Origin of the sequence: Xanthomonas boreopolis (assembly GCF_046529185.1) — a bacterium.
GTDB lineage: Bacteria > Pseudomonadota > Gammaproteobacteria > Xanthomonadales > Xanthomonadaceae > Pseudomonas_S > Pseudomonas_S boreopolis.
In genome coordinates, this window is sequence record NZ_CP097162.1 from 3,933,906 (window position 1) to 3,959,579 (window position 25,674).

Below are 25,674 nucleotides of genomic sequence, written 5' to 3' on the forward strand. Positions count from 1 at the left end.
ACGACGGGGGCCGACGATATGCTTCCACCGCCCAGCCAGCCGGGCCGTGCCGATCGCGCGTCCCCCCCGCCATCAGGAGTTGTCGAATGTCGCGTTTCTGGAAGATCTCGCTGCTGGTCGTGGCAGTGGTCGTCGTGCTGGCCGTCGGCGCGCGGATGCTGCGTGGCGGGCCCCAGGGCAAGCCGCCGGGCGCGCCCGACGCCAGCGGCGACCAGAACTCCGCCCCGGTGCCCGTCACCGCGGTGGCGGCGACCACCCAGGACGTGCCGGTCTACGCCACCGCGCTGGGCACGGTGAAGGCGCTCAACACCGCCACGGTGACGCCGCAGGTGGGCGGCCAGCTGCTGAGCATCAACTTCAAGGAAGGCCAGGAAGTGAAAAAGGGCGACCTGCTCGCGCAGATCGACCCGCGCACCCTGCAGGCCAGCTACGACGAGGCCGCCGCCGCCAAGCGCCAGAACCAGGCGCAGCTGGCCACGGCCCGGTCCAACTACGCGCGCTCCAGCGCGCCGGAGTACCAGCCCTACGTGGCCAAGACCGACCTGGACACGCTGCGCAACCAGGTCAGCCAGTACGAGGCTGCGGTGGCCGCCAACGACGCCTCGATGCGCGCTGCGCAGGTGCAGCTGCAGTACACCCGCATCACCGCGCCCATCGACGGCATCGCCGGCATCCGCGGCGTGGACGTGGGCAACGTCGTCTCCACCAGCTCCACCATCGTCACCCTGACCCAGATCCACCCGATCTACGTCTCCTTCAACCTGCCCGAGAACCAGTTGCAGGCGGTGCGGGACGGCCAGGCCAAGGCGCCGCTGCCGGTGGCCGCGCTCGACCGCGGCGACGCCCACGTGATCAGCGCGGACGGCAAGCTCGACGTGATCGACAACACCATCAGCAGCGACAGCGGCACCTTCGCCGCGCGCGCGGTGTTCGCCAATGCCGACAACGCGCTGTGGCCGGGCCAGTTCGTCAACGTGCGGCTGCAGCTGCGCACGATCCCCGGCGGCGTGGTGGTGCCGGCGCAGGCCGTGCAGCGCGGCCCGGACGGCGACTACGTCTACGTCGTGCAGCCCGACAACACGGTCAGGATGCAGACGGTGGTGCAGGGCGTGGAGGTCGACGACAGCCACGTGCAGATCGCCAGCGGCCTGAAGGCCGGCGACAAGGTCGTCACCGAAGGCCAGTTCCGCCTGAAGCCGGGCAGCAAGGTCAACGCGCTGGCCCCGGGCGAGACGCCGGCGCCGCCGACCGAGGCCGAGCTGAAGGCCGCCCAGCAGAAGCAGGGCCGCGGCCCGGGCGGCCGCCGTGGCGGCGGTGGCCCGCGCTGATTCCCTCCCGGCGGCGGCGCGCAGCGCCCCGCCCGCGTGCCGGCGCCATGCGCGCCGGCCCCGACTGACGTAAGGACGAGCCACGTGGGCTTCTCGACGATCTTCATCCGCCGACCGATCGCCACCTCGCTGCTGATGGCCGGCGTGCTGCTGCTGGGCATCCTGGGCTATCGCCAGCTGCCGGTCTCGGCGCTGCCGGAAATCGACGCGCCGAGCCTGGTCGTCACCACCCAGTATCCCGGCGCCAACGCCAGCACGATGGCCTCGCTGGTGACCACGCCGCTGGAACGCCAGCTCGGGCAGATCTCCGGGCTGGACATGATGACGTCCGACTCCTCGGCGGGGCTGTCGACGATCATCCTGCAGTTCTCGATGGAGAAGGACATCGACATCGCGGCGCAGGACGTGCAGGCCGCGATCCGTCAGGCCACCCTGCCCTCGTCGCTGCCGTACCAGCCGGTCTACAACCGGGTGAACCCGGCCGACGCGGCGATCCTCACCCTCAAGCTCACCTCCGACACGCTGCCGCTGCGCGAGATCAACCGCTACGCCGACGCGATCCTGGCCCAGCGCCTGTCGCAGGTGCCGGGGGTGGGCCTGGTCTCGATCGCCGGCAACGTGCGCCCGGCGGTGCGCATCCAGGTCAATCCCGCGCAGCTGTCGAACATGGGCCTGACCATGGAGTCGCTGCGCAGCGCGCTGACCCAGACCAACGTCAGCGCGCCCAAGGGCTCGCTCAACGGCAAGACCCAGTCCTACAGCATCGGCACCAACGACCAGCTCACCGACGCGGCCGAATACCGCGACACCATCATCAGCTACAGCAACGGCCGCCCGGTGCGGCTGTCGGACGTGGCGCAGGTGGTGGACGGCGTGGAGAACGACCAGCTCGCCGCCTGGGCCGACGGCAAGCAGGCGGTGCTGCTGGAGATCCGCCGCCAGCCCGGCGCCAACATCGTGCAGACCGTCGAGCAGGTGCGCGCGATCCTGCCGCAGCTGCGCGCGGTGCTGCCGGCCGACGTCAAGCTGGACGTCTTCTCCGACCGCACCGAGACGATCCGCGCCTCGGTGCACGAGGTGAAGTTCACGCTGATCCTCACCATCGGCCTGGTGGTGGCGGTGATCTTCGTGTTCCTGCGCCGGCTGTGGGCCACGATCATCCCGTCGGTGGCGGTGCCGCTGTCGCTGGCCGGCACCTTCGGCGTGATGGCCTTCGCCGGCATGTCGCTGGACAACCTGTCGCTGATGGCGCTGGTGGTGGCGACCGGCTTCGTGGTCGACGACGCGATCGTGATGATCGAGAACATCGTCCGCTACATCGAACAGGGCAAGAGCGGCCGCGAGGCGGCGGAGATCGGCGCGCGCCAGATCGGCTTCACCGTGCTGTCGCTGACGGTGTCGCTGGTGGCGGTGTTCCTGCCGCTGATCCTGATGCCGGGCGTGACCGGCCGGCTGTTCCACGAGTTCGCCTGGGTGCTCAGCATCGCGGTGGTGATCTCGATGCTGGTGTCGCTGACGCTGACGCCGATGATGTGCGCCTACCTGCTCAGGCCCGACGCGCTGCCCGAGGGCGAGGACGCGCACGAGCGCGCCGCCGCGGCCGGCAAGACCACGCTGTGGTCGCGCACCGTGGCGCTGTACGAGCGCACCCTGGACTGGGTGCTGGGCCGCCAGCGCCTGACCCTGTGGGTGGCGATCGCCACCGTGGCGCTGACCGTGCTGCTGTACGTCGTCATTCCCAAGGGCCTGCTGCCCGAGCAGGACACCGGCCTGATCACCGGCGTGGTGCAGGCCGACCAGAACGTCGCCTTCCCGCAGATGGAGCAGCGCACCCAGGCGGTGGCCGAGGCGTTGCGCAAGGATCCCGCGGTGACCGGCGTGGCCGCCTTCATCGGCGCCGGCTCCATGAACCCGACCCTCAACCAGGGCCAGCTGTCGATCGTGCTCAAGGAGCGCAGCGAGCGCGAGGCGCTGGAGGACATCCTGCCGCGGCTGCAGGCGGCGGTGAAGGACATCCCGGGCGTGGCGCTGTACCTCAAGCCGGTGCAGGACGTCACCCTGGACACCCGCGTGGCCGCCACCGAGTACCAGTTCTCGCTCTCCGACGTGGACAGCGCCGAACTGGCCGAGTGGGCGACGCGGATGACCGAGGCCATGCGCAAGCTGCCGCAGCTGGCCGACGTCGACAACAACCTGGCCAGCCGCGGCAACGCCCTGGAAGTCACCGTCGACCGCGACAAGGCCAGCATGCTCGGCGTGCCGATGCAGACCATCGACGACACGCTCTACGACGCCTTCGGCCAGCGCCAGATCTCCACCATCTTCACCGAGCTCAACCAGTACCGCGTCGTGCTGGAGGTGGCGCCGGAATTCCGCACCAGCACCGCGCTGATGAACCAGCTCGCGGTGGCCAGCAACGGCACCGGCGCGCTGACTGGCACCAACGCGACCAGCTTCGGCCAGGTGACCTCGTCCAACTCCTCCACCGCCACCGGCGTGGGCGAGCGCAACACCGGCATCACCGTCGGTTCGGGCAGCATCATCCCGCTCTCGGCGCTGGCCACGGCGAAGATGGCGAGCACGCCGCTGGTGGTCAGCCACCAGCAGCAGCTGCCGGCGGTGACGATCTCCTTCAACCTCGCGCCGGGCTATTCGCTGTCGCAGGCGGTCAAGGCGATCGAGCAGGCCAGGCAGGACCTGAAGCTCCCGACCCAGGTGCACGCGCAGTTCGTCGGCAAGGCCGCCGAGTTCACCGGCAGCCAGACCGACGTGGTGTGGCTGCTGATCGCGGCGATCGTGGTGATCTACATCGTGCTCGGCGTGCTCTACGAGAGCTACATCCACCCGTTCACGATCATCTCCACGCTGCCGCCGGCCGGCGTCGGCGCGCTGCTGGCGCTGATGCTGTGCGGTCTGAGCCTGTCGGTGGACGGCATCGTCGGCATCGTGCTGCTGATCGGCATCGTCAAGAAGAACGCGATCATGATGATCGACTTCGCGATCGAGGCGCGCCGCGCCGGCGCCAGCGCGCACGACGCGATCCGCCGCGCCTGCCTGCTGCGCTTCCGCCCGATCATGATGACCACCGCCGCGGCGATGCTGGGCGCGCTGCCGCTGGCGCTGGGCACCGGCATCGGCTCGGAGCTGCGCCGCCCGCTCGGCATCTCGATCGTCGGCGGCCTGCTGCTGTCGCAGCTGGTCACGCTCTACACCACGCCGGTGATCTACCTGTACATGGAGCGCTTCTCCGAGCGCGTGCGCGCCTGGCGCGCGCGGCGCGCGCCGGTGCCGGCGGAGGGACGGGCATGAACACGGTCGCCGGCGGGACCCGGGGCCCGGCTTCCCCGCGGGTCCTGGCCCCATGAACCTCTCCGCGCCCTTCATCAAGCGCCCGATCGGCACTTCGCTGCTGGCGATCGGCCTGTTCGTGATCGGCCTGATGTGCTACCTGCGCCTGAGCGTGGCGGCGCTGCCGAACATCCAGATCCCGGTGATCTTCGTGCAGGCCACGCAGGCCGGCGCCGACGCGGCCACGATGGCCTCCACCGTCACCGCGCCGCTGGAACGCCACCTCGGGCAGTTGCCCGGCATCGACCGCATGCGCTCCTCCAGCTCGGAGAGCCGGAGCATGGTGTTCATGATCTTCCAGAGCAACCGCAACATCGATTCGGCCGCGCAGGACGTGCAGACCGCGATCAACGCCGCGCAGGCCGACCTGCCCTCGGGCCTCGGCACGCCGTCGTACCAGAAGGCCAACCCGAACGACGACCCGGTGATCGCGCTCGCGCTCACCTCCGACACCCAATCCGCCGACGACCTGTACAACGTCGCCGACTCGCTGCTGGCGCAGCGCCTGCGCCAGATCACCGGCGTGGCCTCGGTCGACATCGCCGGCGCGTCCACGCCGGCGGTGCGCGTGGACGTGGACCTGCGCGCGATGAGCGCGATGGGGCTGACCCCGGACGACCTGCGCAACGCGGTGCGCGCGGCCAACGTCACCTCGCCGACCGGCTTCCTGTCCGACGGCAAGAGCACCACCGCGATCGTGGTGAACGATTCCGTCGCCAAGGCCGCCGACTTCGCCCAGCTCGCCATCGCCAGCCAGTCCAACGGCCGCGTGGTGCGTCTGGGCGACATCGCCCGCGTCTACGACGGCCAGCAGGACGCCTACCAGGCCGCCTGGTTCGGCGGCAAGTCGGCGGTGGTGATGTACGTGTTCACCCGCGCCGGCGCCAACATGGTCGAGACCGTGGACCGCGTGAAGGCCGCCATCCCGGAGCTGCGCACCTACCTGCAGCCCGGCACCACGCTGACCCCGTACTTCGACCGCACTCCCACCATCCGCGCCTCGCTGCACGAGGTGCAGGCCACGCTGCTGATCTCGCTGGCGATGGTGGTGCTGACCATGGCGCTGTTCCTGCGCCGGCTGGCGCCGACGCTGATCGCGGCGGTGACCGTGCCGCTGTCGCTGGCCGGCTCGGCGCTGGTGATGTACGTGCTCGGCTTCAGCCTCAACAACCTCAGCCTGCTGGCCCTGGTGATCGCGATCGGCTTCGTGGTCGACGACGCGATCGTGGTGATCGAGAACATCTCGCGCCACCTCGACGAGGGCATGCCGCGGATGCAGGCCGCGCTCGCCGGCGCGCGCGAGATCGGCTTCACCATCGTCTCGATCACCGCCTCGCTGGTTGCGGTGTTCATCCCGCTGCTGTTCGCCAGCGGCATGATCGGCGCGTTCTTCCGCGAGTTCACCGTCACCCTGGTGGCGGCGATCGTGGTCTCCATGCTGGTTTCGCTGACGCTGACCCCGGCGCTGTGCAGCCGGTTCCTGTCGGCCCATGCCAGCGCCGAGCCCGGCCGGGTCGGCGCGTGGCTGGAACGCATGCACCAGCGCATGCTGCGCGTGTACACGGTGGCGCTGGACTTCTCGCTGCGGCACGCGCTGCTGCTGTCGCTGACCCCGCTGGCGCTGATCGGCGCCACCGTGTTCCTGTTCGGCGCGGTCAAGAAGGGTAACTTCCCGCCGCAGGACACCGGCCTGGTCTGGGGCCGCGCCAGTTCCAGCGCCACGGTGTCCTTCGCCGACATGGTCGAGCGGCAGCGCCGCATCACCGACATGCTGATGGCCGACCCGGCGGTGAAGATCGTCGGCGCGCGGCTGGGTTCCAGCCGCCAGGGCTCCAGCGCCTCGTTCAACATCGAGCTGAAGACCCGCGCCGAGGGCCGGCGCGAGACCACCGACCAGGTGGTGGCGCGGCTCAGCGCCAAGGCCGACCGCTATCCCGACCTGGACCTGCGCCTGCGCGCGATCCAGGACCTGCCCAGCGACGGCGGCGGCGGCACCAGCCAGGGCGCGCAGTACCGCGTCTCGCTGCAGGGCAACGACCTGGCGCAGCTGCAGGAATGGCTGCCCAAGCTGGTGGCCGCGCTGAAGAAGAACCCCAAGCTGCGCGACGTCGGCAGCGACGTGGATACCGCCGGCCTGCGCCAGAACATCGTCATCGACCGCGCCAAGGCCGCGCGGCTCGGCATCTCGATCGGCACCATCGACGGCGCGCTGTACGGCGCGTTCGGCCAGCGCTCGATCTCGACGATCTACTCGGACATGAACCAGTACAGCGTGGTGGTCAACGCGCTGCCGTCGCAGACCGCCACGCCGGCCGCGCTGGACCAGATCTACGTGCCCAACCGCAACGGCGAGATGGTGCCGATCACCGCGGTCGCGCACCAGGAACCCGGGCTGGCGCCGCCGCAGATCACGCACGACAACCAGTACACGACGATGGACCTCAGCTACAACCTCGCCCCGGGCGTGAGCATGGGCGAGGCGCAGGCGATCATCGACGCGACCGTGAACGGGTTGCGCATGCCCGGCGACATCCGCATCAGCGACGGCGGCGGCTTCAACGTGCAGCTCAACCCGAACTCGATGATGGTGCTGCTGCTGGCGGCAATCCTCACCGTCTACATCGTGCTCGGCATGCTCTACGAGAGCCTGATCCACCCGGTCACGATCCTCTCCACGCTGCCCGCGGCCGGCATGGGCGCGCTGCTGGCGCTGTTCGTCACCAATACCGAGCTTTCGGTGATCTCGACGATCGCGCTGGTGCTGCTGATCGGCATCGTCAAGAAGAACGCGATCATGATGATCGACTTCGCGCTGGTGGCGCAGCGCGAGCACGGCAAGAACCCGCGCGAGGCGGCGCGCGAAGCGTCGATCGTGCGCTTCCGCCCGATCATGATGACCACGATGGTGGCGATCCTGGCCGCGGTGCCGCTGGCGGTCGGCCTGGGCGAAGGCGCCGAGCTGCGCCGCCCGCTCGGCATCGCGATGATCGGCGGCCTGCTGATCTCGCAGAGCCTGACCCTGCTCAGCACCCCGGCGCTGTACGTGATCTTCTCGTGCCTGGCCCAGCACTGGAAGGATTGGCGCGCCCGCCGCCGCGCACGGCGGCAGGCAAAACTGGCACTGCAGAACTGATGCAGCCACGGCCGCCCAAGAGCGGCCGTTTTTTGCTTGAGATGCCCTGGTCTTGGGTGTTTTTTTCGTTCCCGTGTGAGTGGAACGCAATGATGCTTGCGACCAAGCCGGCGAAAGCCGCTGGGTCTGCGCCCCCGGCCCTCGCACATGGCGCTCCGACGTTCAGACGGGTGCAAGCGTAATGGTTGCGGCTGCGGCAACAACTGCGATTGCAGCTGTTGCCGTTGCCGTTGCCGTTGCCGTTGCTCGTGATTTTGCTTCGAGCTTTTGACTTTGACTTATCGGGGCCCCTCCGAAGCGGCGGAGACAATGGGAAACACCCGAAGGGCGGTGCACAAGGATGTGCGCCGTTTTCGGCCGCGACAGGATGTCGCGTCCGAAAATCCCATTGACTCCGCGGACCCGCAGCAAAGCTGCGGGCGCGAAGGCGGGGTGTGCTTTCTTTGGGTTACCTTTCTTTGCACAAGCAAAGAAAGGTAACTCGCCGCAAGGCGAAAGCTTTGGGCTTTACTCGCCAAAGACCCAAAAGCCAAGAGCAAAGTCCCTGGATTCCCGCCTTCGCGGGAACGACGATGGAGAGATTCCATAGAACGGTGAGATTGCGTGGGCCGGCCAGATAACGTCAAAGTCGCTGGATCTTCGACCCCGGTCATCAGGCATAGCTCGATGGAACTCAATGCTGCCCGAACCAGTGGCTAGCAAACAGCGACCCTGCGCCCCGCACCCCACATTCGCGGGGACGACGCCAGAGACGGCCAAGGACGGACCGATCACGCCCTAACGCGATCGCCCTGCCCCAGTGCCGCCAGCGAATCGCGCTCGATCCCCGCATAGATCGCGAACTCGTCCGCCACCGGCGCGCCCAGCGCCTGCTCGAACGCCTCGCGGTTGGCGTGCGCCGCATACGCACGCTGCTCGGTACCGCCGAGATTGGACTGGAAGATGCCGGCCGCGCTGACCGGCAGGAAATCCTCGTAGACCACCGGATCGGCGCCGACCAGCCCCGCCGCGATCGCCGCCTCGGCCGGCAACGCCGCCGCGGCGGCGGGATCGGCCCGGCCCGCCTCGGTGAGCCGATAGCGGAAATAGCCCAGGCCTTCGCGGCGCAGCGTGTCGTAATCGTCCGGGAAACCCGCGAACGCGCTTTCCAGCCGGGCCACGTAGTCGTCGCCGGTGCTGCCGGCGCGGCCGGCGTCGCGCGCCTGCGCCAGCAGCGCGTCGTACAGCGCGCGTCCCTTCGGCGTCAGCGCCAAGCCGCGCTGCTCGATCTCGCCGAAGCGCGCGGTATGGGTACCGGCGCGCGCGCCGCCCGATTCCGGGAAGTCCACCGCCTCCTCCAGCGCCTTGAAGCTGGTCTGGCGCAGCAGGATCGGGCAACGCCGGCGCGGCGGGCCTTCGATCACCGCCTTGGCATCGATGCCGCGGCGCTGCATTTCCGCCTGCGCGGCATCGATGTCGAGCGTGCGCGGGGTGAGATGGTTGATGTGCGGGCCATGGAAGCAGACCACGTCGGCGATCAGCCGGTGCGCATCGCTCAGCGCGCGGTAGGTCTGCAGCGAGACCGTCGCGTCGCGATGCCAGCGGAAGGTCTCCAGCGCCTCGGCGACGAACCGCTCGGCGTCGCCGCGACGCAACCCGCCCTCGCGCTCGGCCTGTTCGACCAGCGCCAGTGCGCCGTCGGTGAAGATCCGGCGCTTGGCCAGGATCGCCGCCGCCTGGGCGCGCAATGCCTCGTCCTCGATCAGCTCCAGGCGCAGCAGCGAGGTGAACACGCGGAACGGATTGCGCGCCAGCGACTCGGCCCGCACCGGGCGGAACGCGGTGGAATGCACCGGCACGCCGGCCACCGACAGGTCGTAGTAGCCCACCGGCTGCATGCCCATCACCGCGAACAGCCGCCGCAGCGTGGCCAGTTCCTGCGCAGTACCGACGCGGATCGCGCCGTGCCGCTCCAGGTCCAGCCGCGCGCGCTCGTCGTTGCGCTGCAGCCGTTCCGCCAGCGCCGGGTCGGACGCCAGGGTGTCGGCGTTGACCTGCGCCACCAGTTCCAGCAGCGTGCCGTACAACGGCACTTCGGCACGGTACATGTCCGACATCGCCTGCGCGAACAGGCTGCGTATCTCGTCGGGGGAAACGAAGGAGGTGTCGCTCATCGAACCACTCGGGCGAAGCCGGATATCCGGCAGGGACCGCCATTTTCGCCGAGGCGGCCGCGGCCGGGCCAGCCGCACAGCAGCAAACCCGGCCCTAGAGCCTCTGCTTGTCGGCCGCCTCGGCGGCCTGGGCCGCCTGCCGGGCGCGTTCGAGGCGCTGCGCATGGTCGCCCAGCTGGCGCAGCAGCACCGCATCGAGCCGGATGGGGCGGTCCCAGCGGTCGTAGCTGGCGACGATGGCGTGGCGTACCGCGCGGTAATGCAGGTTGTCGGGCGCGATCGGCAAGCGCCCGACCACGCCCTTCCAGCCATCGCGATGGTCGCGGCTCCAGGCGCGCACCGTCTCGCGGCAGGACAGGTTCGTCGCGAACGCCCAGGCGCAGGCGAAGTAGATGTCGCCCGGCGGCCAGCGCTGCTGCTCCAGCAACGCCTCGACGTAGCCGCGGCGGACATTGGCGTAGCGCGCCACCTCGTCCAGGAAACTGTCCGGATAGCGGCGCGCGTAGGCGTCGATGTCGCCGAGCTGGCGGTCGATCCAGGCGTCGCCGGTGTCGGGCGCGTAGATGGCTACGGGCGCCGGCGTGGTCCCTGCCGTGGCCTGCTGGGCCCACGACGCGCCCGGAGCGGACGCCAGCGCGAGTGCGGACACGACGGGAAGCATGCGGAAGCTCATGTAGCAATAATGCCGCACGAACCGCCGGGTGTAAGCCTGGAGCCTGTCCTGGACTCGGGGATGGGGAAAGCGGCCTGGGGCGTATCGGCGCAACAACCCAGGCTGGCCGCCTGGCAAGGCGCGCAACGCAGCATCGGCACGCCCAGGCCACTTCCCGGAGGGCGGGACATCGGCGGAGCCCGCGCCGCGCGACTCGCCTGGCCGCCGGCCAGGCCGCACCACGCGACATCGGTCCCGCACTGCCGACGCCCGCGCATCCCGCCCCGAAAGTTCATGACACGCCCCGGAGCGCATCCATCGCCGATCCGCTTCGTGATCTGCCGTTTCCCAACCTGCGCGCGCCCCGATTCCCCGCCTGCCGAACCGTGATGACACTCACGGACACTTGCAGACCAGTGTGCGGGCCGTCGCGTTATTGCATTCATGCTTCGTGCTATTTCTTACGGCGCTGCGAAGGAGCCGTTTTTCTACAGAAACGCGCGGCGCAGGCGGCGCCCCCACGCGGGTGTGGCGTACGACACGGGGAATCATGGACAAGCTCGTCGATATAGAACTGAAGATCGTTTCCGATCGTCGGGATGGTTTGCTGATAGCGCTGGGCGAGGTACTGATCGCCAATCGCTTCAACCTGCTGCGCCACCGCCGCGCCAACACCGAGACCGGCGTGGTCATGATCATGGTCGTGCAGGGGCCTGAGGCCAATCTCATGCAGATGGAGGAACAACTGGGCACGCACTGGATGGTGCAGAGCCTGGAGGCCAACGCCTACGACGCCAGTGCTCCGGCCACCTTGCAGGCAGCGTCGCCGCTGCACAGGGAAGCCCCCGTTGCGGCTGCCGTGGCGCCTGCCTCGCCCCCCATGCAAGCCCAGGCCTCGGCCAAGATGGCCTTCGACCAGAGGCGGGTCGAGTCCCTGTTGCAGCAGATCGCCAAGGACTATCCGCAGGTGTTCGGCCAGGTACTGAGCCTCGAGCGCAGCCTGGAGCCGGCCCAGCGCGAATCGACCCTGCGCTATATGGGCACCCGCGTCGGCGCCTGGGTGTACAAGCGCGATTTCGCCCTGGGCGCACGTCTACCGATGGCCGGTTCGATCCGCCACATCGCGTTGCCGGCGCTGCGCCAGTTGCTGCCCGCAGAGCTGGAGGAAGACGCGCTGAGGACCCACAGCAGTCCGTTCGCCATCCCGGGGCCGGCGGTCACCGCGCCGCAATGCCATTTCCTGCGCGGCTTCCTCGAGGGCGCACTCAACGAGGCCGGCAATCTGGGCCTGGTGCGGGTCAGCGAAGTGTCCTGCCGCGCCAACGGCGCGAGCTGCTGCAAGTTCGTATTCCACGTCTGACCAGGCCTGTCCCTGGCCAGCCACCACCGCAACGAGCCGAGGGGAAATCCACCATGCCGCACGACCATGCGATCCACTGCGTCCACGATCCGATCCTGATGCTGTTGTCGTACCTGGTTTCGGTCCTCGGCTCGTTCACCGCGCTGCAGATCGCGATCGGCATCCCGGCCGCGCGGACCGGTGCGCAACGCTGGCAGGCGGTGACCGCCAGCGGCGTGGCGTTGGGCGCCGGCGCGATCTGGGCCATGCACTTCATCGCCATGCTGGCGTGCCGGATGGAAATCCAGGTGACTTACGACCTGGGCCTGACCGCGCTGTCGGCGGTGGTCGGCATCGCCTCGTGCATGGTCGGCCTGGTCCTGGCGGGCTCCGGCGTATTCGGCTGGGGCAAGCTGCTGATGGCGGGACTGTGCATGGGCCTGGGCGTGGCCGGCATGCACTACACCGGCATGGCCGCGATGAAGATGCCGGCAACGACCCATTACGACATGGGCATCGTCGGCGTGTCCGTGGTCATCGCCGTGGTCGCCTCGACGGTGGCGCTGTGGCTGGCCTTCAACCTGCGCGGCTGGGTGCAGATGCTCGGCAGCGCGCTGGTGATGGGCGTGGCCGTGTGCGGCATGCACTACACCGGCATGTACGCCGCGAGCTTCGTGCCCAATGGCGAGGATGTCGCGCTGAGCACCGCTGGCGGGCTGGGCGGCGACTACCTGGGCATGGGCATTTTCGTCGTGGCCACGGCCTTGCTGACGGTGATGCTGCTGATGACCATGCAGCGCCGGCAACAGCGCGCCTCGGTTTCGATCTGATCGGCTTGCTTGCGGCGCGCGCCGTCAGCCGCATCGTCGACGTTCGTGACGCATCATGCGCCTGTCGAACCAGGCGCTCGACGATGACACGCCGACGGCGAGTGCTTCCGGGCTCGGCGGCCGAATGCATTTGCCCGGCGGCCGGCGCCGCTGCTCCGGCAAGGCCTGGACATAGCCGTGGCGGACACTGGCATAACGCGCCGCCTCGTCCGGGAAGCTGTCCGGATGGCGGAGAGCGTAGGCGTTGATGTCGCCGAGCTGGCGTCGATCCGGGCATCGCCGGCGCCGGGCGCACCGGCCTGCGCCGGCAGCGGGGCGCGCGGGGATCATGGCCGATGATGCCGCAGCCCGCGCGTACGGCCAGTCCCGCGCGGGCGCCGATGCCAGGACCTCAGTACGGATATCCGTAGACCGGCACCAGGTAGTGCACCTCGCGGCACCCCCGCCAGTCGCAGCTGCCGTAGTAGCCCGGCCCGGAGTAGTGCTTGCGCGCGTCGCGGTTGTAGGGGCTCTGGTAGTAATCCGGCCCGTACAGGCCGGCGCCGTAGTAGCGCACGCGGCTGCTCGCGCGACCGGCGGCGAAGCCGCGGATCGGCGTCTGCGGCGACACGTAGTTGCCGTCGGCGGCGATGCTGCGGCCGTCCTGGTCCACGTAGCCTTCCTGCGCGTCGTAGCGCACCAGCCGGTAGTAGATGGTCTCGCCGCCTTCCTGGCGCGTCTTCAGCCGTACCGGCCTGCCGCCTTCGTAGTAGACAGGCACTCCCTTCTCGAAGGTGACCTCGCTGGGGTTGACCCGTTCTTCTTCCAGCTCCGCCGCCCACAACGGCTGCACCAGGGCGATCCCCAGCAGCAACGTCCATATCCTTGCCATGGCATTCTCCGTCTGTCTTCCATTACGCGGGCCGGACGTGCGCCGGCCTCGGCATCCTTCGGTTCGGGCGTGCGGCTCAGCCGCCGGACGCCCCGGCCGCCAAGTCTAGCGCATGTACGGCCGCGGGCCAGCCCGAGGCGGCAGGCACCTCGCGCAGGCGCGGGTCGCCGGCGACCACGCCATGCTCGCTCTCGTGCGCCCAGGTGACGTGGTAAGGGGTATGGATGCCCCACCCGCCCAGCGCCAGCACCGGCTCGATGTCCGAGCGCAGCGAGTTGCCGATCATCGCGAAGCGCCGCGCCGGCAGGTCGAACTCGGCCAGCACCCGCGCATAGGTCTGCGGGTCCTTTTCCGATACCACCTCGATGCGCCGGAACAGGTCCGACAGGCCGGACTGGGCGATCTTCTGCTCCTGGTGGAACATGCACGTTCCGTATGTTGCTGATTTTGCAATCGTTTCAGTGTACATTTCGGTAATCGGGGCAAATCTGGGGCAACATCGTGACACGTCCTTCCAAGGCTGTTATGGCTGCCAGGGCCAAGTCCAAGGCGCTACTGGCTCAGGATTGGCAGTCATCCGTACCCGGCGTGTTCTTTATAGCCGTTGGCGAGCCCCGATGGGCTGCCCGTATCCGGTGGCAGAAGGACAATGCCGTTTATCGCGACAAGACCCATGTCTGGAAGCTGTCGATCAGCCCCAAGACCGGAGGCTACACCGAAAAGGACCTGCTCCATTGGCAATCGCAAGCCGAAGCGTGGGCCAAGGCCGAGTGGTATGCGTTGGAGAAGTCCGGCAATGAACCGCTACTCGGCCATGCGTCGCAGTGAGGCGGTCAAGCTGGACTGGGAACGGGTCGCTGCGGACAACACGTTCGCCAAACTCACGAACACCAAGAGCCGACGGGTCAAGGGCGTGGAGCTGAGGCGCGAGCGCACCGTTCCTTTCGCCCCTGCCGTAGTCGAGATGCTGGCGCGTCGCCGCGAAGCCAGCGATACCCAAACCGGTGCTGTGTTCTTGACTGCTGCTGGCAACCGTATCTGGCCGGACGCCGTCACCAAGGCCTGGGAGCGCGCACGCCGACGCGCCGCCAGAAAGCACAATCGCCCAGACATACTGAACAAGCGGCTGCACGACCTGCGGCACACCCGCATTACAGAGCTGGGCGAAGACATGCCGGCTGCCATGATTGCAAAGATGTCAGGGCACGACGACTTGGCGTCCTTCATGAGGTACTTCAACCCGAAACCGGAAGCCATCCGGCGCAAGATGGCCGAAGCTGACCGCAGGCGCCTGGCTGCAGGTGGTACGGCGGGCCCATCAGCGGTTGAGACGGCATTGGCCGTGTTGTCGGAGCTGTCGCGCGACGAAATGGCCCAAGTCATGGCCACACTGTTTACCAAGCAGACTGCGGCGTAAGCCCTACTTCTTCTCGATCCACTGCTCAATCAGATCACTGATCCGCGCCTGCTCCTTCGGGGGGAGGCGCCCCACCATCAGGATGATCTTGGCCAATGGGTCGGACGTGGCATGGAAGTAGGCCACCGGCAGGCCCAAAGCCTCAGCGATCTTGACCATGGTTTCCTGGTCGGGCTCATGCCGACCGGTCTCATACCGACTGACGCGCGGCGCGCCCGTATTCTGGTCGTCCAAGCCCAGCACCCTTCCCAAATCTGCCTGCGTCAAGCCAGCAGCCACCCGCGCCGCCCGAAGGCGACGGCCGAATAGCGTGGCGGGAGACTTGGGCTGCATGGGCGGACGACAGGAGGCGACCGCATAGCCTGACCCAAACCCCCGGTAAAGGTCATTTGCGATTATCGCAAATTGCATGCGACGATTCCCTCTGAGCTACTACCCAAGGGGGAACCATGAAATCAGTTGCTCTTACGCCCGTACTTCTTGTTTGCTTCCTAGCCGCTTGCGGCAAGCCCGAAACTGCCGCCTCCGCCTCACAGCCCGAAGGCAAACCAGACGCCCCGGTGGCCAGCCATGCTCCTAAGCCCAAGGCAGCCACGAACGTGCCGCTGGAGCAGTACGTCGAAGTGTCCAACGGCATCTACAGCTTCACGCCCGAGCAGGGATTTGAGGTCATCGCCTTCAATGCGGCCATCTCACAGGTCGATCCAGATCGGGGGCGTAGGTTTGAGCGTTCACCGCGCCGGCCGTCAGACCAAGCGCCAAGAGAAGTGCAATCTTTTTCATGGGGAAGGGAATGTGGGGAGACCACACCCAACCTAGAAACGATGCCGATTTCGGCAACCCCTTCCAAACGAAGGGGCGGTCGTTCCGCCCCTCGTTCTCCCAGTTCTGCGAACCCATCCGTCAGAATGGAATGTCGTTGGATTGCTCCCTGCCCTTATCTTTGGCCTTGGCCTGCGACCGTTCGCGCTTCGGACGTGGCTCACTGGCGGGCTTGACCGGCTGTTGCGCCATCTCCTTCCTGGGCACGCTCGCGTAGACCAGCGGCTCGATACCGACCTCCTTCAATGCCGCATAGGCGTCATCCAGGGCACGAACGACTTCCTGAGGGTGGGGCCGGTGCTCGATGAAGGGCTTCAACTCCCGGGCCAGCTCGGGTTCGACTTCCCGTGGCAGCCCTAGCCGAGCTTGCCCAGTCATGATCGCGTACTCGCGGCGCAGAGCCATTCGGGCGTTGTCCTGCACGTCCTCTTGGGCCGGAAACTTCTCGGCCATGACTTCCTTGAGGCGAGCGTTGTACTGCTCGATCGTGGGCGTCTTCTTGCGCGGCGCAATCAAGGCATCCAGCCCGGCTTGCCGCGTGGCTTGCTGCTCGGGCGTCAGACCTTTTTGCCTGGGCAGGTTCAAGCCCTTGATCTGGTCAGCGTTGAACACGGTAGCCGGCACCCGCTCGGACAGCTGGCCATCCTTGCGGATCCATTTGAGGATCTTCGTGCCGACTTCGCCCTTGCGGATATAGCCGCCGGCCGCGTTTGCCTCCTCGGTGGACAGCCAGTAGGGGCTCTGGAAGCCCGTGCCTTAGCGGCCATGGCCAGCTGCAGGGCGTTGTCGGCTTCAAAGCAGTAGCCCGACACACCGCGAGGCTCGCCACCGATCTGCGGCAGTGGCGTATCAGGGTCTTGCCATCGAAAGAGCGGAGGTGCCACGCCCTCCCGCAGATTGTCGTAGAAATTCTTGGCTTGCAGCCTCTGGTATTCGTGTCGATCCATCTTTCACCTTCCACTTGATGTGTACGTCATACCCTCGCTCTAACGCGGATCTGGCGTACTTGCAGCACGTCTCGATGGTCGAGTGGTGCTTGCCCGGCACGAACCATTCGTCAGCCAACTGCATACGGATCGTGTGCTTCTCGCACACGATCTCGAAGCGGTCGGCCGCCATCAGGATTTCGTCGTCGGTGAAGTTCGGATCAGACATGGGACGGGTTCTTCTATGCCCCGTCCAGTCTGCGGCACGTTGGCGGGCACGCAAGTTGAGGAATGCGAACCGGTACGGCTTCACGCCAGTGAAGTGAGTACGGTGGCGGCGCTATCGCGCCGTGGACGGCCGCCTACGGCGTCCGGTGATCTGGGAAGGGCAAGGGACCTGGCGGCGCGGCCGCGCCGCGGCTACGCCCTGGGCTGGTGTGGTGACTGCGCCATGTTTCAGGCCGTAGGCAGATGACGTAACGTTTCTTGCGCACATTTGACGAAGGCGGTGGCCCACGATGACGTTTGGGACTGCGACGTTCCAACCACCAACGAGGACCACCACCATGAACGAGTCTACGCCCGGACTGGGCAAGGTGATCAAGATCGACGAGGCCCGGATCCAGGACCACCTCGGACAGGTCGTGCGCAGTACGATCGAGGAGACGTTGAACGGGCTGCTGGATGCGGAGGCCGACCGGGTGTGCGGCGCCGGGCGATACGAGCGCAGCCAGGAGCGGCGGGACACCCGGGCCGGTCACTACGAGCGGACGCTGCACACCCGGGCCGGGGAAGTGCGGTTGAAGGTGCCGAAGCTGCGCAAGCTGCCGCTGGAGACGGCGATCATCGAACGCTACCGGCGGCGGGAGGCGTCGGTGGAGGAGTCGCTGATGGAGATGTATCTGGCCGGGGTGTCGGTGCGGCGGGTGGAGGACATCACCGAGGCACTGTGGGGCACGAAGGTCAGCGCCGGGGCGGTGAGCCGACTGAACCAGAAGGTCTACGCACGGATCGAAGCTTGGCGCAACGAGCCGATCAGCGGCCACTACCCATACGTGTACCTGGATGGGATCGTGCTCAAGCGCACGTGGGCGGGCGAGGTGCGCAACGTCTCGGTGCTGGTGGCGATCGGGGTGGATGCCGAGGGCTACCGCAAGGTGCTGGGCGTGGCCGAGGGAGCCAAGGAGGACAAGTCGGGCTGGAGCGGCTTCCTGGCCTATCTGAAGGGCCGCGGGCTGGCCACGCCGGCGCTGTTCGTCTCCGACGCCTGTGCCGGACTGGTGGAGAGCCTGGGCGAACACTACCCCGAGGCCCGCTGGCAGCGCTGCGTGGTGCACTTCTACCGCAACGTGTTCAGCGTGGTGCCCAGCGGCAAGGTGCGCGAGGTGGCAGCCATGCTCAAGGCGATCCACGCGGCCGAGGATATCGAGGCGGCGCAGCTCAAGGCCGATCAGGTCGTGGCCAAGTTGCGGCAGATGAAGCTGGGGGCGGCGGCGGACAAGGTCGAGGCCCACATCGCCGAGACGTTCGCCTACTACGCCTTCCCGGAGACGCACTGGCGACGGATCCGGACCAACAATCCACTGGAGCGGATGATGCGCGAGATCCGGCGACGCACCCGCGTGGTCGGTGCGTTCCCGGACGGACATGCCGCCCTGATGCTGGCCGCGGCCCGCCTGCGCTATCTGGCCGGCACGCACTGGGGCGTCAAGCGCTATCTGTGCATGGAGGAATTGAACAAGCGCCAAGGCCTCGCGACCGTCGCAGCGTGAGGGGGCGGGGCCACCGCCAAGCCAAAGTGCGAAAAAATCGTTGCGCTACCCGTAGGCAGGCCGCCGCCAGGCGGCCAAGGTCCTGGCCCCAAGGCCAGTGGTCCGCGCCCATAGGGCGCGTTGGAATGAAGCAGACACATCCGCTCCGCAGGCCGGCGGGGCGAAGCCCCCGGCGCTGTTGCTGTTGCTGTTGCTGTTGCTGTTGCTCTTGGCTTTTCCTCAGATCCGAAAGGATCCGTGCGCCTAGGGCGCACCCTCAACCTTTAGGTTCCAAAAGCCTAAAGCTCTAAAGCCTAAAGCCTGTAGCTGATTTCGGCGGGCGCTTGGCACAGATTTCTTTCGTTGAATCAACGTGTTGCCGCGACTCAGCTAAAAATCTAGCGTCATCAATCACCGCCCCATCTGTCACTGATCACCGCCCCTCGGTGTCACCGATCACCGCCCCTGTCTTGGAGAAGTGTCACTGATCACCGCCCCATTCGTCACTGTGACCTGAGTATGGAACTTGTAGCCAATCAGGCAGTGAGTCCGGGGTTGATGGTATCGGGTTTCGACCAGTTCCGGCGAACGCTCGCCGGGGGTTTGTAACCATGGGCGCTGTGCGGCCGCTGCTCGTTGTAGAACTGCCGCCAGCGTTCGATCAGTACCTTCGCCTCGGCGCGGCTGCGGAACCATTCGCGGTTCAGCAGCTCGTCCCGCAGCTTGCCGTTGAAGCTCTCGACGAAGCCGTTCTGCCACGGGCTGCCCGGCGCGATGAACGCCGGGCCGATCGCCGCGTCGCGCAGCCAGCGCATCACCTTGGCTGCGGTGAACTCGGCGCCGTTGTCGGAGCGGACAAAGGCCGGCTTGCCGTAGAGCCGCATCAACCGCGACAGGGTCAGGATCACGTCCTGCGCCCGCAGGCTGGCCCCGACCTCGATGGCCAGGCACTCCCGGGTGTATTCGTCGATCACGCACAGCATCTTCAAGGCGCGCCCGTCGACCATCTGGTCGTGGACGAAGTCGTAGCTCCAGACGGCATTCGGGCGAACCGCGCCCGGAAGGCGGATATCGTTGCCGGATCGGCGGCGACGCGGCCGGCGGCGGGGAATGTTCAAGCCCAGCCGACGCCACAGGCGCCGCACCCGGGCCTCGCCCAGGTCCAGCCAGGCCGCCATCCGGCGATACCCGAACCGCGGCACCTTCGGCGACGCGGCCAGCAAGCGCTCGGCCACCGCCTGGTCCTTGGCGGCCTGGCGCGGGGCGTAGCTGGCGATGCGGCGGCTCAAACCCAGGTAATGCAGGGCCTTCCGCTGCGAGATCCCCCGACGGACCAGCACCTGGACCGTGTCGCGTCGTTCCGACGGGGTCGTCATTTTTTTCGGACGATCTCCTTCATCCCGTCGATGACCAGCATCTGCTCGGCCACCAGCCGCTTGAGCCGGGCGTTCTCGGACTCCAGGTCTTTGAGCCGGCGGGCGTCGGGTACATCCAGGCCGCCGAACTTGTTGCGCCAGCGGAAAAAGGTCTGCTCGGTCAGGTTGTGTTTCTTGCACAGCGCCTTGATCGACATGGCGCCGACCTCGGCCTCACGCAGGATGCCGATGATCTGTTCGTCGGTGAATCGCTTCTTCATGGAGCTCTCCTTGCCTGTTAAGGGTAGAGAACTCACCAGCCAACTGGCTACACGATCCGTCTCAGGTCATCCCCCCTGACCACCTATCAATATCCACCTGACTCCATGGTCAGCTTCGATAATCAGCCTGTTCGCCGGTAACGAGCGCGTCGCCAAGGTCAGGGGATATGATCAGCTGGAATTTCTGTCGCGGCATATCAACTTCAAGGCGATTGCACGTGCTGCGGATGCGGAGCTATATCGGGCCGGAGGCCCAAGGTGACCGCCCGGCGTGGCCGACAAAAGAGATGGTTCGGCTGCCGTTGCCGCAGGAGTTGCATAACCTGTCCGACGAGTCGCTGAAGTACCAGGTGCTGGATGATCGCAGTTCTGTGCGCTTGGCTTGCAGCACAGCGGCAAGGTGCCGGACGCGAAGGCGATCTGGGTGTGGCGCGAGCGTTCGGAGGCCAAGCACGTGATGGGCGAGGTCAAAACGGCGATTAGGGACCAGTGGCGCGCGATGGCTTCATTGCGCGCAACAGTCAGATCATTGAGGCAAGCGGCATCAGCGACCCATCCAGCGCACGCGCGAGGAGATCGCGCAGTTCAAGCAGGATGAAGTGCCGCAGGGTTGAAACGCCACCAAGCGTGCGCAGAAAGACGTGGACGCGCGCGGGGTGTAGGAGCCAGGCAAGTAGTCCTATGGCTAGGCGCTGCATGCGAGCACGGAACGGCACTGGCGCTTCATCCGCACGCACCAAGTGAGCGAGGATTGGATGATAGAATGCCGAAGAAGCCGGAGGAAGCTGATCGATGCGCTACGACGCCGACCATAAACAACGGACGAGAGAGCTAGTCTTGAAGGAGGCCTCCAAGGCGATCCGCCGGGATGGCCCGGGAAAAGTAGGCGTCGCAGCGCTTATGGCGAAAGCCGGATTGACCCATGGCGGGTTCTATGCGCACTTCGAGTCAAAGGATGATCTGGTACGCGCAGCGATAGCGTATATGTTCGACGAACAATACGTGCGTCTTTTGCAGCGCATAGAGAACGAGCGTCCTGAAGAAGGATTGAGGGATTTTATCGTTCGTTACCTGAGCCTGGCCCATCGCAATCACCCCGAGAAAGGGTGTCCCGTAGCAGCTCTATCGAATGACGTCGGACGCATGAGTGCGGTAATCCGCAAGCAATTCGATGCCGGGATGGCCAGGATGCTTGGTGTGGTCGCTGGAGCGCTCCGTCATTTATCGGTGCCGAGTCCGGATGTCTTGGCCGCGTCTATCCTTGCCGAGATGGTGGGAGCCATAGCTATGTCGCGCGCGCTCAAGGACGAGGAACTTTCAGAAGCTGTACTTTCGGCATCGCGCCAGAGCATCCTTGAGCGAGTGGGGATTGGCTGATTTGGTCGATCCAACCGGGAGGGCGCGATCGTTCTATCCCTGTGATGCTTGATGACCCCATCTCGTCGCCGGACCGGCGGTTTGAGGAGGCGGTGCATCGAGCGCATTCGCGTTGAGCTCACGCAACTCGTTGCTCGCTTATAGCTTTTTCAACAGCCGTAATGCCATGGATCGTCTGGCATTTGAGAGCCCATTGGAACGGTGGGCTCACCGGGCTTGAGAATCAATGAGAGCGGTCCTCTGTCGTGAATTCCTGATTGGCCCGGTTGGCCAACGATTTCCGATGGCGTCGAGCACTTCGGTACAACCACGAAGTCTAAACAGTCCACGCGGCAGCAGAACGCGCACATGGGCCTCGGGGTAATCGCGCAGATTCTTAACGACCATTTTCAGCTCTTCGCCCAGCATGGCCTCCCGAACCAATGCTTGCCGTCCTCTCATTGTGCTGCTCAGCCTGGACAAAGCAGACATGCCAAGGTGCCTCCCAGTAGGCCGCTCGGAAGAGGGGGCCAGCCCCTGACCGGCGACCGCGGCACCGACTGCAAGTTCTACAGTGAGCAACCTTGCGGCCGAATGAAAGCCATCGGTCGCATACGTGGTCGCCGCCGCGCCCCCGGGAAGACTCAAGTCCCGCCCGATGAGGCCGGACTGCTCCAGCTTCTTGCCGAGGTAATCGCGGTCCCGAAAGGTTGACCGCAGTGCCCCAAGCACGGTGGGCACCCACTGCACGGCACTGGCCTATGACATCTCGACCAACGCCGCAGGCCGGTCCTGCAATGGGCCGAGCGCTCTTTTCTTGATACCTCCCCCCCGAGCGTGATCGAACCTCAGCCCTAACAGACAGTCGCTTCAAGCTAACGAGCGCCGTTGGCATGCCTTCCGATCGACCGAATTTCCATACCAGCGTCTCGAACCGTCGCAACAACACTTCGAGTCAACTTCCGACTACGCGACATGGCGCAACTCCGTCGGATCACCGAATCTCGCTTCCGAGATCGTGTCGTTACAGTTACCGCACCAAGGATCGTCATGGACCTCGAGCAGAATCCAACGCTCTTCCTCGGCGTCCCACTCAACTTGGCCGTCGAACGAAACATCCGTACTTCCGCAATTCGGGCAGTAGTAGGTGTGCTTGGGATTGCAGTTACGTTGCATGGCGCACGTCCTCCATCCGCTGGTTGAACAGCTCCGTGTTCAGGACCCTCGGGTGATGAACCACCATCGGCGCTTTCGTCTGGTACTCCGTGATCGCATTGGCGTGCCAGATCGAGACGTGCGCGATGGCCACTTGGTGGATAAGGCAGTTCCAAATGACCTGAACCGCCGTTGCCCGTGCCATGCCCACATCCAGATCCACCGCATACACGCCCACCGACGGAAGCAACTCTGGCGCATGTTTACGCAGCTCATAAAGAAGTGCCAAAAGAAGCGAACCGGTTCCCGAACCCGTCGGATCGGACACTTTCACCAGTTCACCCGCTGCGGCTTGCTGCCGCAACTTCGGCAACTGGCCGCTCAAAGCCAACTGAGCGGTCAGCAAAGCGAGATCCCGAGGCGTAAAGAACTGACCCATCGCCTCACCACCCCGCCCCATGAATTCACTGGCCAGGTCGGTCAGCACGTCATGGAACGGCTGGTTGGCCTTCACCACTTCGAGATAGGCTGTCGTCATGGCCGAAATCGACTCGATTTCCTTCATGCGCTCCGGTGCCTTGAAGTTGACGTAGTAGCTCTCGTCGATGGTGTGATACATCGACAAGGGCCGGCACCCCAGGATGTTGAACAGCCCCGCGATCATGGTGTTCAGTGCTTGAGCGGGCGAACGGTCAAGCTTGGACACGCGGGCGTGATAACGGATGGCATCAGACAGCGCCTTGCGAGGATTACGCGACATGACTCACCTCCTTCCGCAGCGGCGCGGTGGTGCGCTTCGATCGACCGGACAACAGCTTCGCGCCGCCCCGGACGGTCTCCATCCGTGGCCTTGCTTGGCGATAGGCCTGCGTAGGCAGCGGATCCGGCCTGCCCTTGTGCGCGCAACGGATCCGGCGACGTGCAATGGCCATGTACTGGGCGTCAAGCTCAAAGCCGATGAAGTTGCGCCCGCACCTCACAGCTGCCACGCCCGTGGTACCCGAGCCCATGGTCAGGTCAAGCACCGTGTGCCCCGGGTTGGAGTAGGTCCGGATCAACCACTCCATCAACGCCACGGGCTTTTGCGTGGGGTGCCATCCGCGTTCCCAAGAAAAGAACTGGACGGAACGCGGATACCGCGTGCCGGTGTTCTTGGCAGCCTTGCGCGGCATACCCGCCATGCCGCCAGCCTCCCCGCCCTTGAACATGCCGGTCGAGCCGGCAAACGGCTTGCCGGAAACCATCTGCGGGTTGTAACGCGCCTGCTTGCGGCAGAACACCAGGATGTCTTCGTGCACTTTCATCGGCTGGCGCTTGGCCAGCAGCGGATTGGTGCCGTTGGACTTCTCCCACACGATCGTGTGGCGCAGGTGCTTCAACCCGTAAGGGTTGGACTGGGCCAGAACGAAGGTGAAAGGAGTCTGCGCCGTGAAAACGAACACGCATTCGGGCGTGCCCACGCGATACAGCTCACGCCACATGGTGGCCAGGTCGATGACCGTGTCCCATTTGCAGCCCGTGGTGCCATAGGGCAGGTCGGTCAGCACCAGATCGACCGAAGCGTCGGGCAGCTTTTTCAGCTGGGCGAGGCAATCGCCCTTGGTCAGGTGAATGGATGAGCCACCGCGATGGGTGGAGCGACGGGCAAAGTGAGAAGTGATCTCCACGAGTAAGGGCCTTAGATCGACCCTCCGCGCTTTGGGCGGAGGGGTCCCCGCCTTTCAGCGAGGGGAGCGATCTAGGCAATCGCGGAATGGGCATTCGCCCTTGCTGGTGAACTGGCCAGCCGCCGTTAGCGCCTCGTCATTAGCCGCCCTTACGGGTTCCGGACATGCCTACCTTGCGGTGTGGGCGCGGCGCCCCATGCGTCGCATTGGTTCCCCTGTGGGGTGCCAACGGATGGAATGCTACGCCTGTTCAGGATCGGATTTCCACCACCCCGCCAGCAGATCGTTGCGGAAGGGCGAAACACCGTTGTTCTGTAATAGGGTCAGCGTATTTTTCAGGCCTGAAACAGGGTGCAACTCAATGACTTACGCAAGACGCAAACAATTCATGGGCCGTTTATCTTGGCCCTCAAAAGAGGGCCAGTTGCGGCAGGGCCAAGCGGTCCTGCTCGGCCGAGAGCCACGCGATCTGGGCCCTCACCCGACCGATGTGGTTGCGCACCGCGTCCAAGGCCTGGAACAGGCCGTTCTCGGGGCCAGCCTGGCGGTAGGCAATGCCTAGGTCGTAGTTGGATAGTGCATCCAGCCGGCGTGTCCGCAGGTCATCGTACCGGCGGATGTAGCGCCGCAGCTCGTCCTGGTACTCGTCCAGCACTGCGGGGATCTGTGCCCGACGGGTGTCCTCGTACTCGGACAGCTCTGGCCACAGCAGCGAGTTGAGGTGAGCCCATGGCTCGATGTCGTTGGCGGGACCGTAGTAGCCCACGATCTGATCCAGCACGGCGCTATTGGCGTTAGCCCGAAGGTTTGAAACGTCTTGCTCGAAGGTCATGGTGCGTCTCCTGGGTGGGAGACCCAACAGGCTCGGGCGAGCCAGGGCGGGCGCACCGCAGGGGGAAGCGAAGTGGACCAGGCGCAAGCCTTGCGCCCGAACGCGACCGGGCCAGGGTGTGGTCAAACCCCAGAACGAACCAGGGTCAATAGGCGCGCCGATAGAACAGCGCCATGGCCAGCGCCGCAAGCCAGCCAATGCCGGTCCAACCGAGGAAGACATTGAGCATTGAAATGCGGGTGCTATGTCCGGCCCCACGGTGTGCGCCAATCATCGACGGCAGGAGGTACATCCCGCCCGCCCAGGCGACGAACAGGCCCGCCCAAGAGTCGTTGTAGCCGGCCTTGGTGGTCAGGCCCAACAGGCCACCGGCCCAGACGAACCAGATCAGGAAAAGGTAGTAGCAGAGGAAGAAGATGTGCTTCATGGGGAAGTAGACGGTGGATGACATCACCAAC

At 66.1% G+C, this 25,674-nt stretch carries 20 protein-coding genes and 2 pseudogenes; 10 read left to right on the forward strand and 12 right to left on the reverse strand.

What is annotated here, in order from left to right; genetic code table 11:
- Positions 1–86 precede the first annotated feature (86 nt).
- From M3M27_RS17665 to M3M27_RS17675, 3 genes are all read left to right on the forward strand, one after another.
- Positions 87–1,328, forward strand: a complete 1,242-nt coding sequence (locus M3M27_RS17665; protein ID WP_434026453.1) for an efflux RND transporter periplasmic adaptor subunit — start codon at positions 87–89, stop codon at positions 1,326–1,328.
- A gap of 84 nt (positions 1,329–1,412) precedes the next feature.
- A complete protein-coding gene (locus M3M27_RS17670) occupies positions 1,413–4,637 on the forward strand; it encodes an efflux RND transporter permease subunit (RefSeq protein ID WP_434026454.1) in 3,225 nt (1,074 codons plus the stop codon).
- A 52-nt stretch (positions 4,638–4,689) separates the two neighbouring features.
- Complete coding sequence (locus M3M27_RS17675; protein WP_140726387.1) at positions 4,690–7,809, forward strand: efflux RND transporter permease subunit; 3,120 nt, start codon at positions 4,690–4,692, stop codon at positions 7,807–7,809.
- 770 nt (positions 7,810–8,579) lie between these two features.
- On the opposite strand, the gene hglS is transcribed toward M3M27_RS17675, so the two are convergent.
- The gene (hglS, locus tag M3M27_RS17680) at positions 8,580–9,962 is read right to left on the reverse strand and encodes a 2-oxoadipate dioxygenase/decarboxylase HglS (protein ID WP_434026455.1); all 1,383 of its coding nucleotides are present in this window, start codon (positions 9,960–9,962) and stop codon (positions 8,580–8,582) included.
- Positions 9,963–10,056: 94 nt separating this feature from the next.
- Positions 10,057–10,623 (reverse strand): hypothetical protein, encoded by a 567-nt coding sequence (locus M3M27_RS17685; protein ID WP_218569800.1) that lies wholly within the window; start codon positions 10,621–10,623, stop codon positions 10,057–10,059.
- A gap of 541 nt (positions 10,624–11,164) precedes the next feature.
- On the opposite strand from M3M27_RS17685, the gene M3M27_RS17690 reads away from it, so the two are divergent.
- Both M3M27_RS17690 and M3M27_RS17695 read left to right on the forward strand, forming a co-directional pair.
- Positions 11,165–11,974, forward strand: a complete 810-nt coding sequence (locus tag M3M27_RS17690; RefSeq protein ID WP_434026456.1) for a V4R domain-containing protein — start codon at positions 11,165–11,167, stop codon at positions 11,972–11,974.
- A gap of 53 nt (positions 11,975–12,027) precedes the next feature.
- Positions 12,028–12,783: an MHYT domain-containing protein gene (locus M3M27_RS17695; protein ID WP_140726368.1), complete on the forward strand. Its 756-nt coding sequence runs from the start codon at positions 12,028–12,030 to the stop codon at positions 12,781–12,783.
- A 391-nt stretch (positions 12,784–13,174) separates the two neighbouring features.
- Here M3M27_RS17695 and M3M27_RS17700 read toward each other — a convergent pair whose 3' ends face one another.
- Both M3M27_RS17700 and M3M27_RS17705 read right to left on the reverse strand, forming a co-directional pair.
- Positions 13,175–13,654: a hypothetical protein gene (locus tag M3M27_RS17700; RefSeq protein ID WP_140726365.1), complete on the reverse strand. Its 480-nt coding sequence runs from the start codon at positions 13,652–13,654 to the stop codon at positions 13,175–13,177.
- A gap of 76 nt (positions 13,655–13,730) precedes the next feature.
- Positions 13,731–14,078 (reverse strand): annotated as a pseudogene (locus M3M27_RS17705) (HAD family hydrolase); the annotation flags it as partial.
- Positions 14,079–14,179: 101 nt separating this feature from the next.
- On the opposite strand from M3M27_RS17705, the gene M3M27_RS17710 reads away from it, so the two are divergent.
- Together M3M27_RS17710 and M3M27_RS17715 are read left to right on the forward strand one after the other, a co-directional pair.
- Positions 14,180–14,482 carry a hypothetical protein gene (locus M3M27_RS17710; protein WP_434026457.1) on the forward strand — a complete coding sequence of 101 codons (303 nt, stop codon included), beginning with the start codon at positions 14,180–14,182 and terminating at the stop codon, positions 14,480–14,482.
- Positions 14,451–15,071: a tyrosine-type recombinase/integrase gene (locus tag M3M27_RS17715; RefSeq protein WP_434026458.1), complete on the forward strand. Its 621-nt coding sequence runs from the start codon at positions 14,451–14,453 to the stop codon at positions 15,069–15,071. Before M3M27_RS17710 ends, M3M27_RS17715 begins: the two co-directional genes overlap by 32 nt.
- 3 nt (positions 15,072–15,074) lie before the next feature.
- Here the strand turns inward: M3M27_RS17715 and M3M27_RS17720 are convergent, their stop codons facing one another.
- From M3M27_RS17720 to M3M27_RS17730, 3 genes are all read right to left on the reverse strand, one after another.
- The gene (locus tag M3M27_RS17720) at positions 15,075–15,350 is read right to left on the reverse strand and encodes a helix-turn-helix domain-containing protein (RefSeq protein ID WP_434028041.1); all 276 of its coding nucleotides are present in this window, start codon (positions 15,348–15,350) and stop codon (positions 15,075–15,077) included.
- A 624-nt stretch (positions 15,351–15,974) separates the two neighbouring features.
- Positions 15,975–16,505, reverse strand: a complete 531-nt coding sequence (locus tag M3M27_RS17725; protein WP_434026459.1) for a hypothetical protein — start codon at positions 16,503–16,505, stop codon at positions 15,975–15,977.
- Between the two features lie 237 nt (positions 16,506–16,742).
- Positions 16,743–17,048, reverse strand: coding sequence for a hypothetical protein (locus M3M27_RS17730; protein WP_434026460.1), 306 nt, complete (start codon positions 17,046–17,048; stop codon positions 16,743–16,745).
- Positions 17,049–17,149: 101 nt separating this feature from the next.
- Between M3M27_RS17730 and mprA the strand changes: the two are divergent.
- Positions 17,150–17,197: pseudogene (gene mprA / locus M3M27_RS17735) on the forward strand (MprA protease, GlyGly-CTERM protein-sorting domain-containing form); the annotation flags it as partial.
- Positions 17,198–17,385: 188 nt separating this feature from the next.
- Positions 17,386–18,591 carry an IS256 family transposase gene (locus tag M3M27_RS17740; RefSeq protein WP_434026462.1) on the forward strand — a complete coding sequence of 402 codons (1,206 nt, stop codon included), beginning with the start codon at positions 17,386–17,388 and terminating at the stop codon, positions 18,589–18,591.
- A gap of 515 nt (positions 18,592–19,106) precedes the next feature.
- Here M3M27_RS17740 and M3M27_RS17745 read toward each other — a convergent pair.
- Positions 19,107–20,206 (reverse strand): IS3 family transposase gene (locus M3M27_RS17745; protein WP_151023642.1). Its coding sequence is split into 2 segments (ribosomal slippage): positions 19,107–19,957 and positions 19,957–20,206, totalling 1,101 coding nucleotides; the frame shifts between segments, so codons are not numbered across the junction.
- Positions 20,207–20,998: 792 nt separating this feature from the next.
- On the opposite strand from M3M27_RS17745, the gene M3M27_RS17750 reads away from it, so the two are divergent.
- Positions 20,999–21,583 (forward strand): TetR/AcrR family transcriptional regulator, encoded by a 585-nt coding sequence (locus tag M3M27_RS17750; protein WP_434026463.1) that lies wholly within the window; start codon positions 20,999–21,001, stop codon positions 21,581–21,583.
- A 1,144-nt stretch (positions 21,584–22,727) separates the two neighbouring features.
- Here the strand turns inward: M3M27_RS17750 and M3M27_RS17755 are convergent.
- The 4 genes from M3M27_RS17755 to M3M27_RS17770 form a co-directional block, all read right to left on the reverse strand.
- Positions 22,728–23,477: an N-6 DNA methylase gene (locus tag M3M27_RS17755; protein WP_434026464.1), complete on the reverse strand. Its 750-nt coding sequence runs from the start codon at positions 23,475–23,477 to the stop codon at positions 22,728–22,730.
- On the reverse strand, positions 23,467–24,384 hold the full coding sequence (locus M3M27_RS17760; protein WP_434026465.1) for a DNA-methyltransferase: 918 nt from the start codon (positions 24,382–24,384) through the stop codon (positions 23,467–23,469). Before M3M27_RS17760 ends, M3M27_RS17755 begins: the two co-directional genes overlap by 11 nt.
- 409 nt (positions 24,385–24,793) lie before the next feature.
- Complete coding sequence (locus M3M27_RS17765; RefSeq protein WP_434026466.1) at positions 24,794–25,216, reverse strand: hypothetical protein; 423 nt, start codon at positions 25,214–25,216, stop codon at positions 24,794–24,796.
- A gap of 145 nt (positions 25,217–25,361) precedes the next feature.
- Entirely contained in the window at positions 25,362–25,667 is a 306-nt protein-coding gene (locus M3M27_RS17770; RefSeq protein ID WP_423171078.1) for a superinfection immunity protein, read from the reverse strand.
- Positions 25,668–25,674 lie beyond the last annotated feature (7 nt).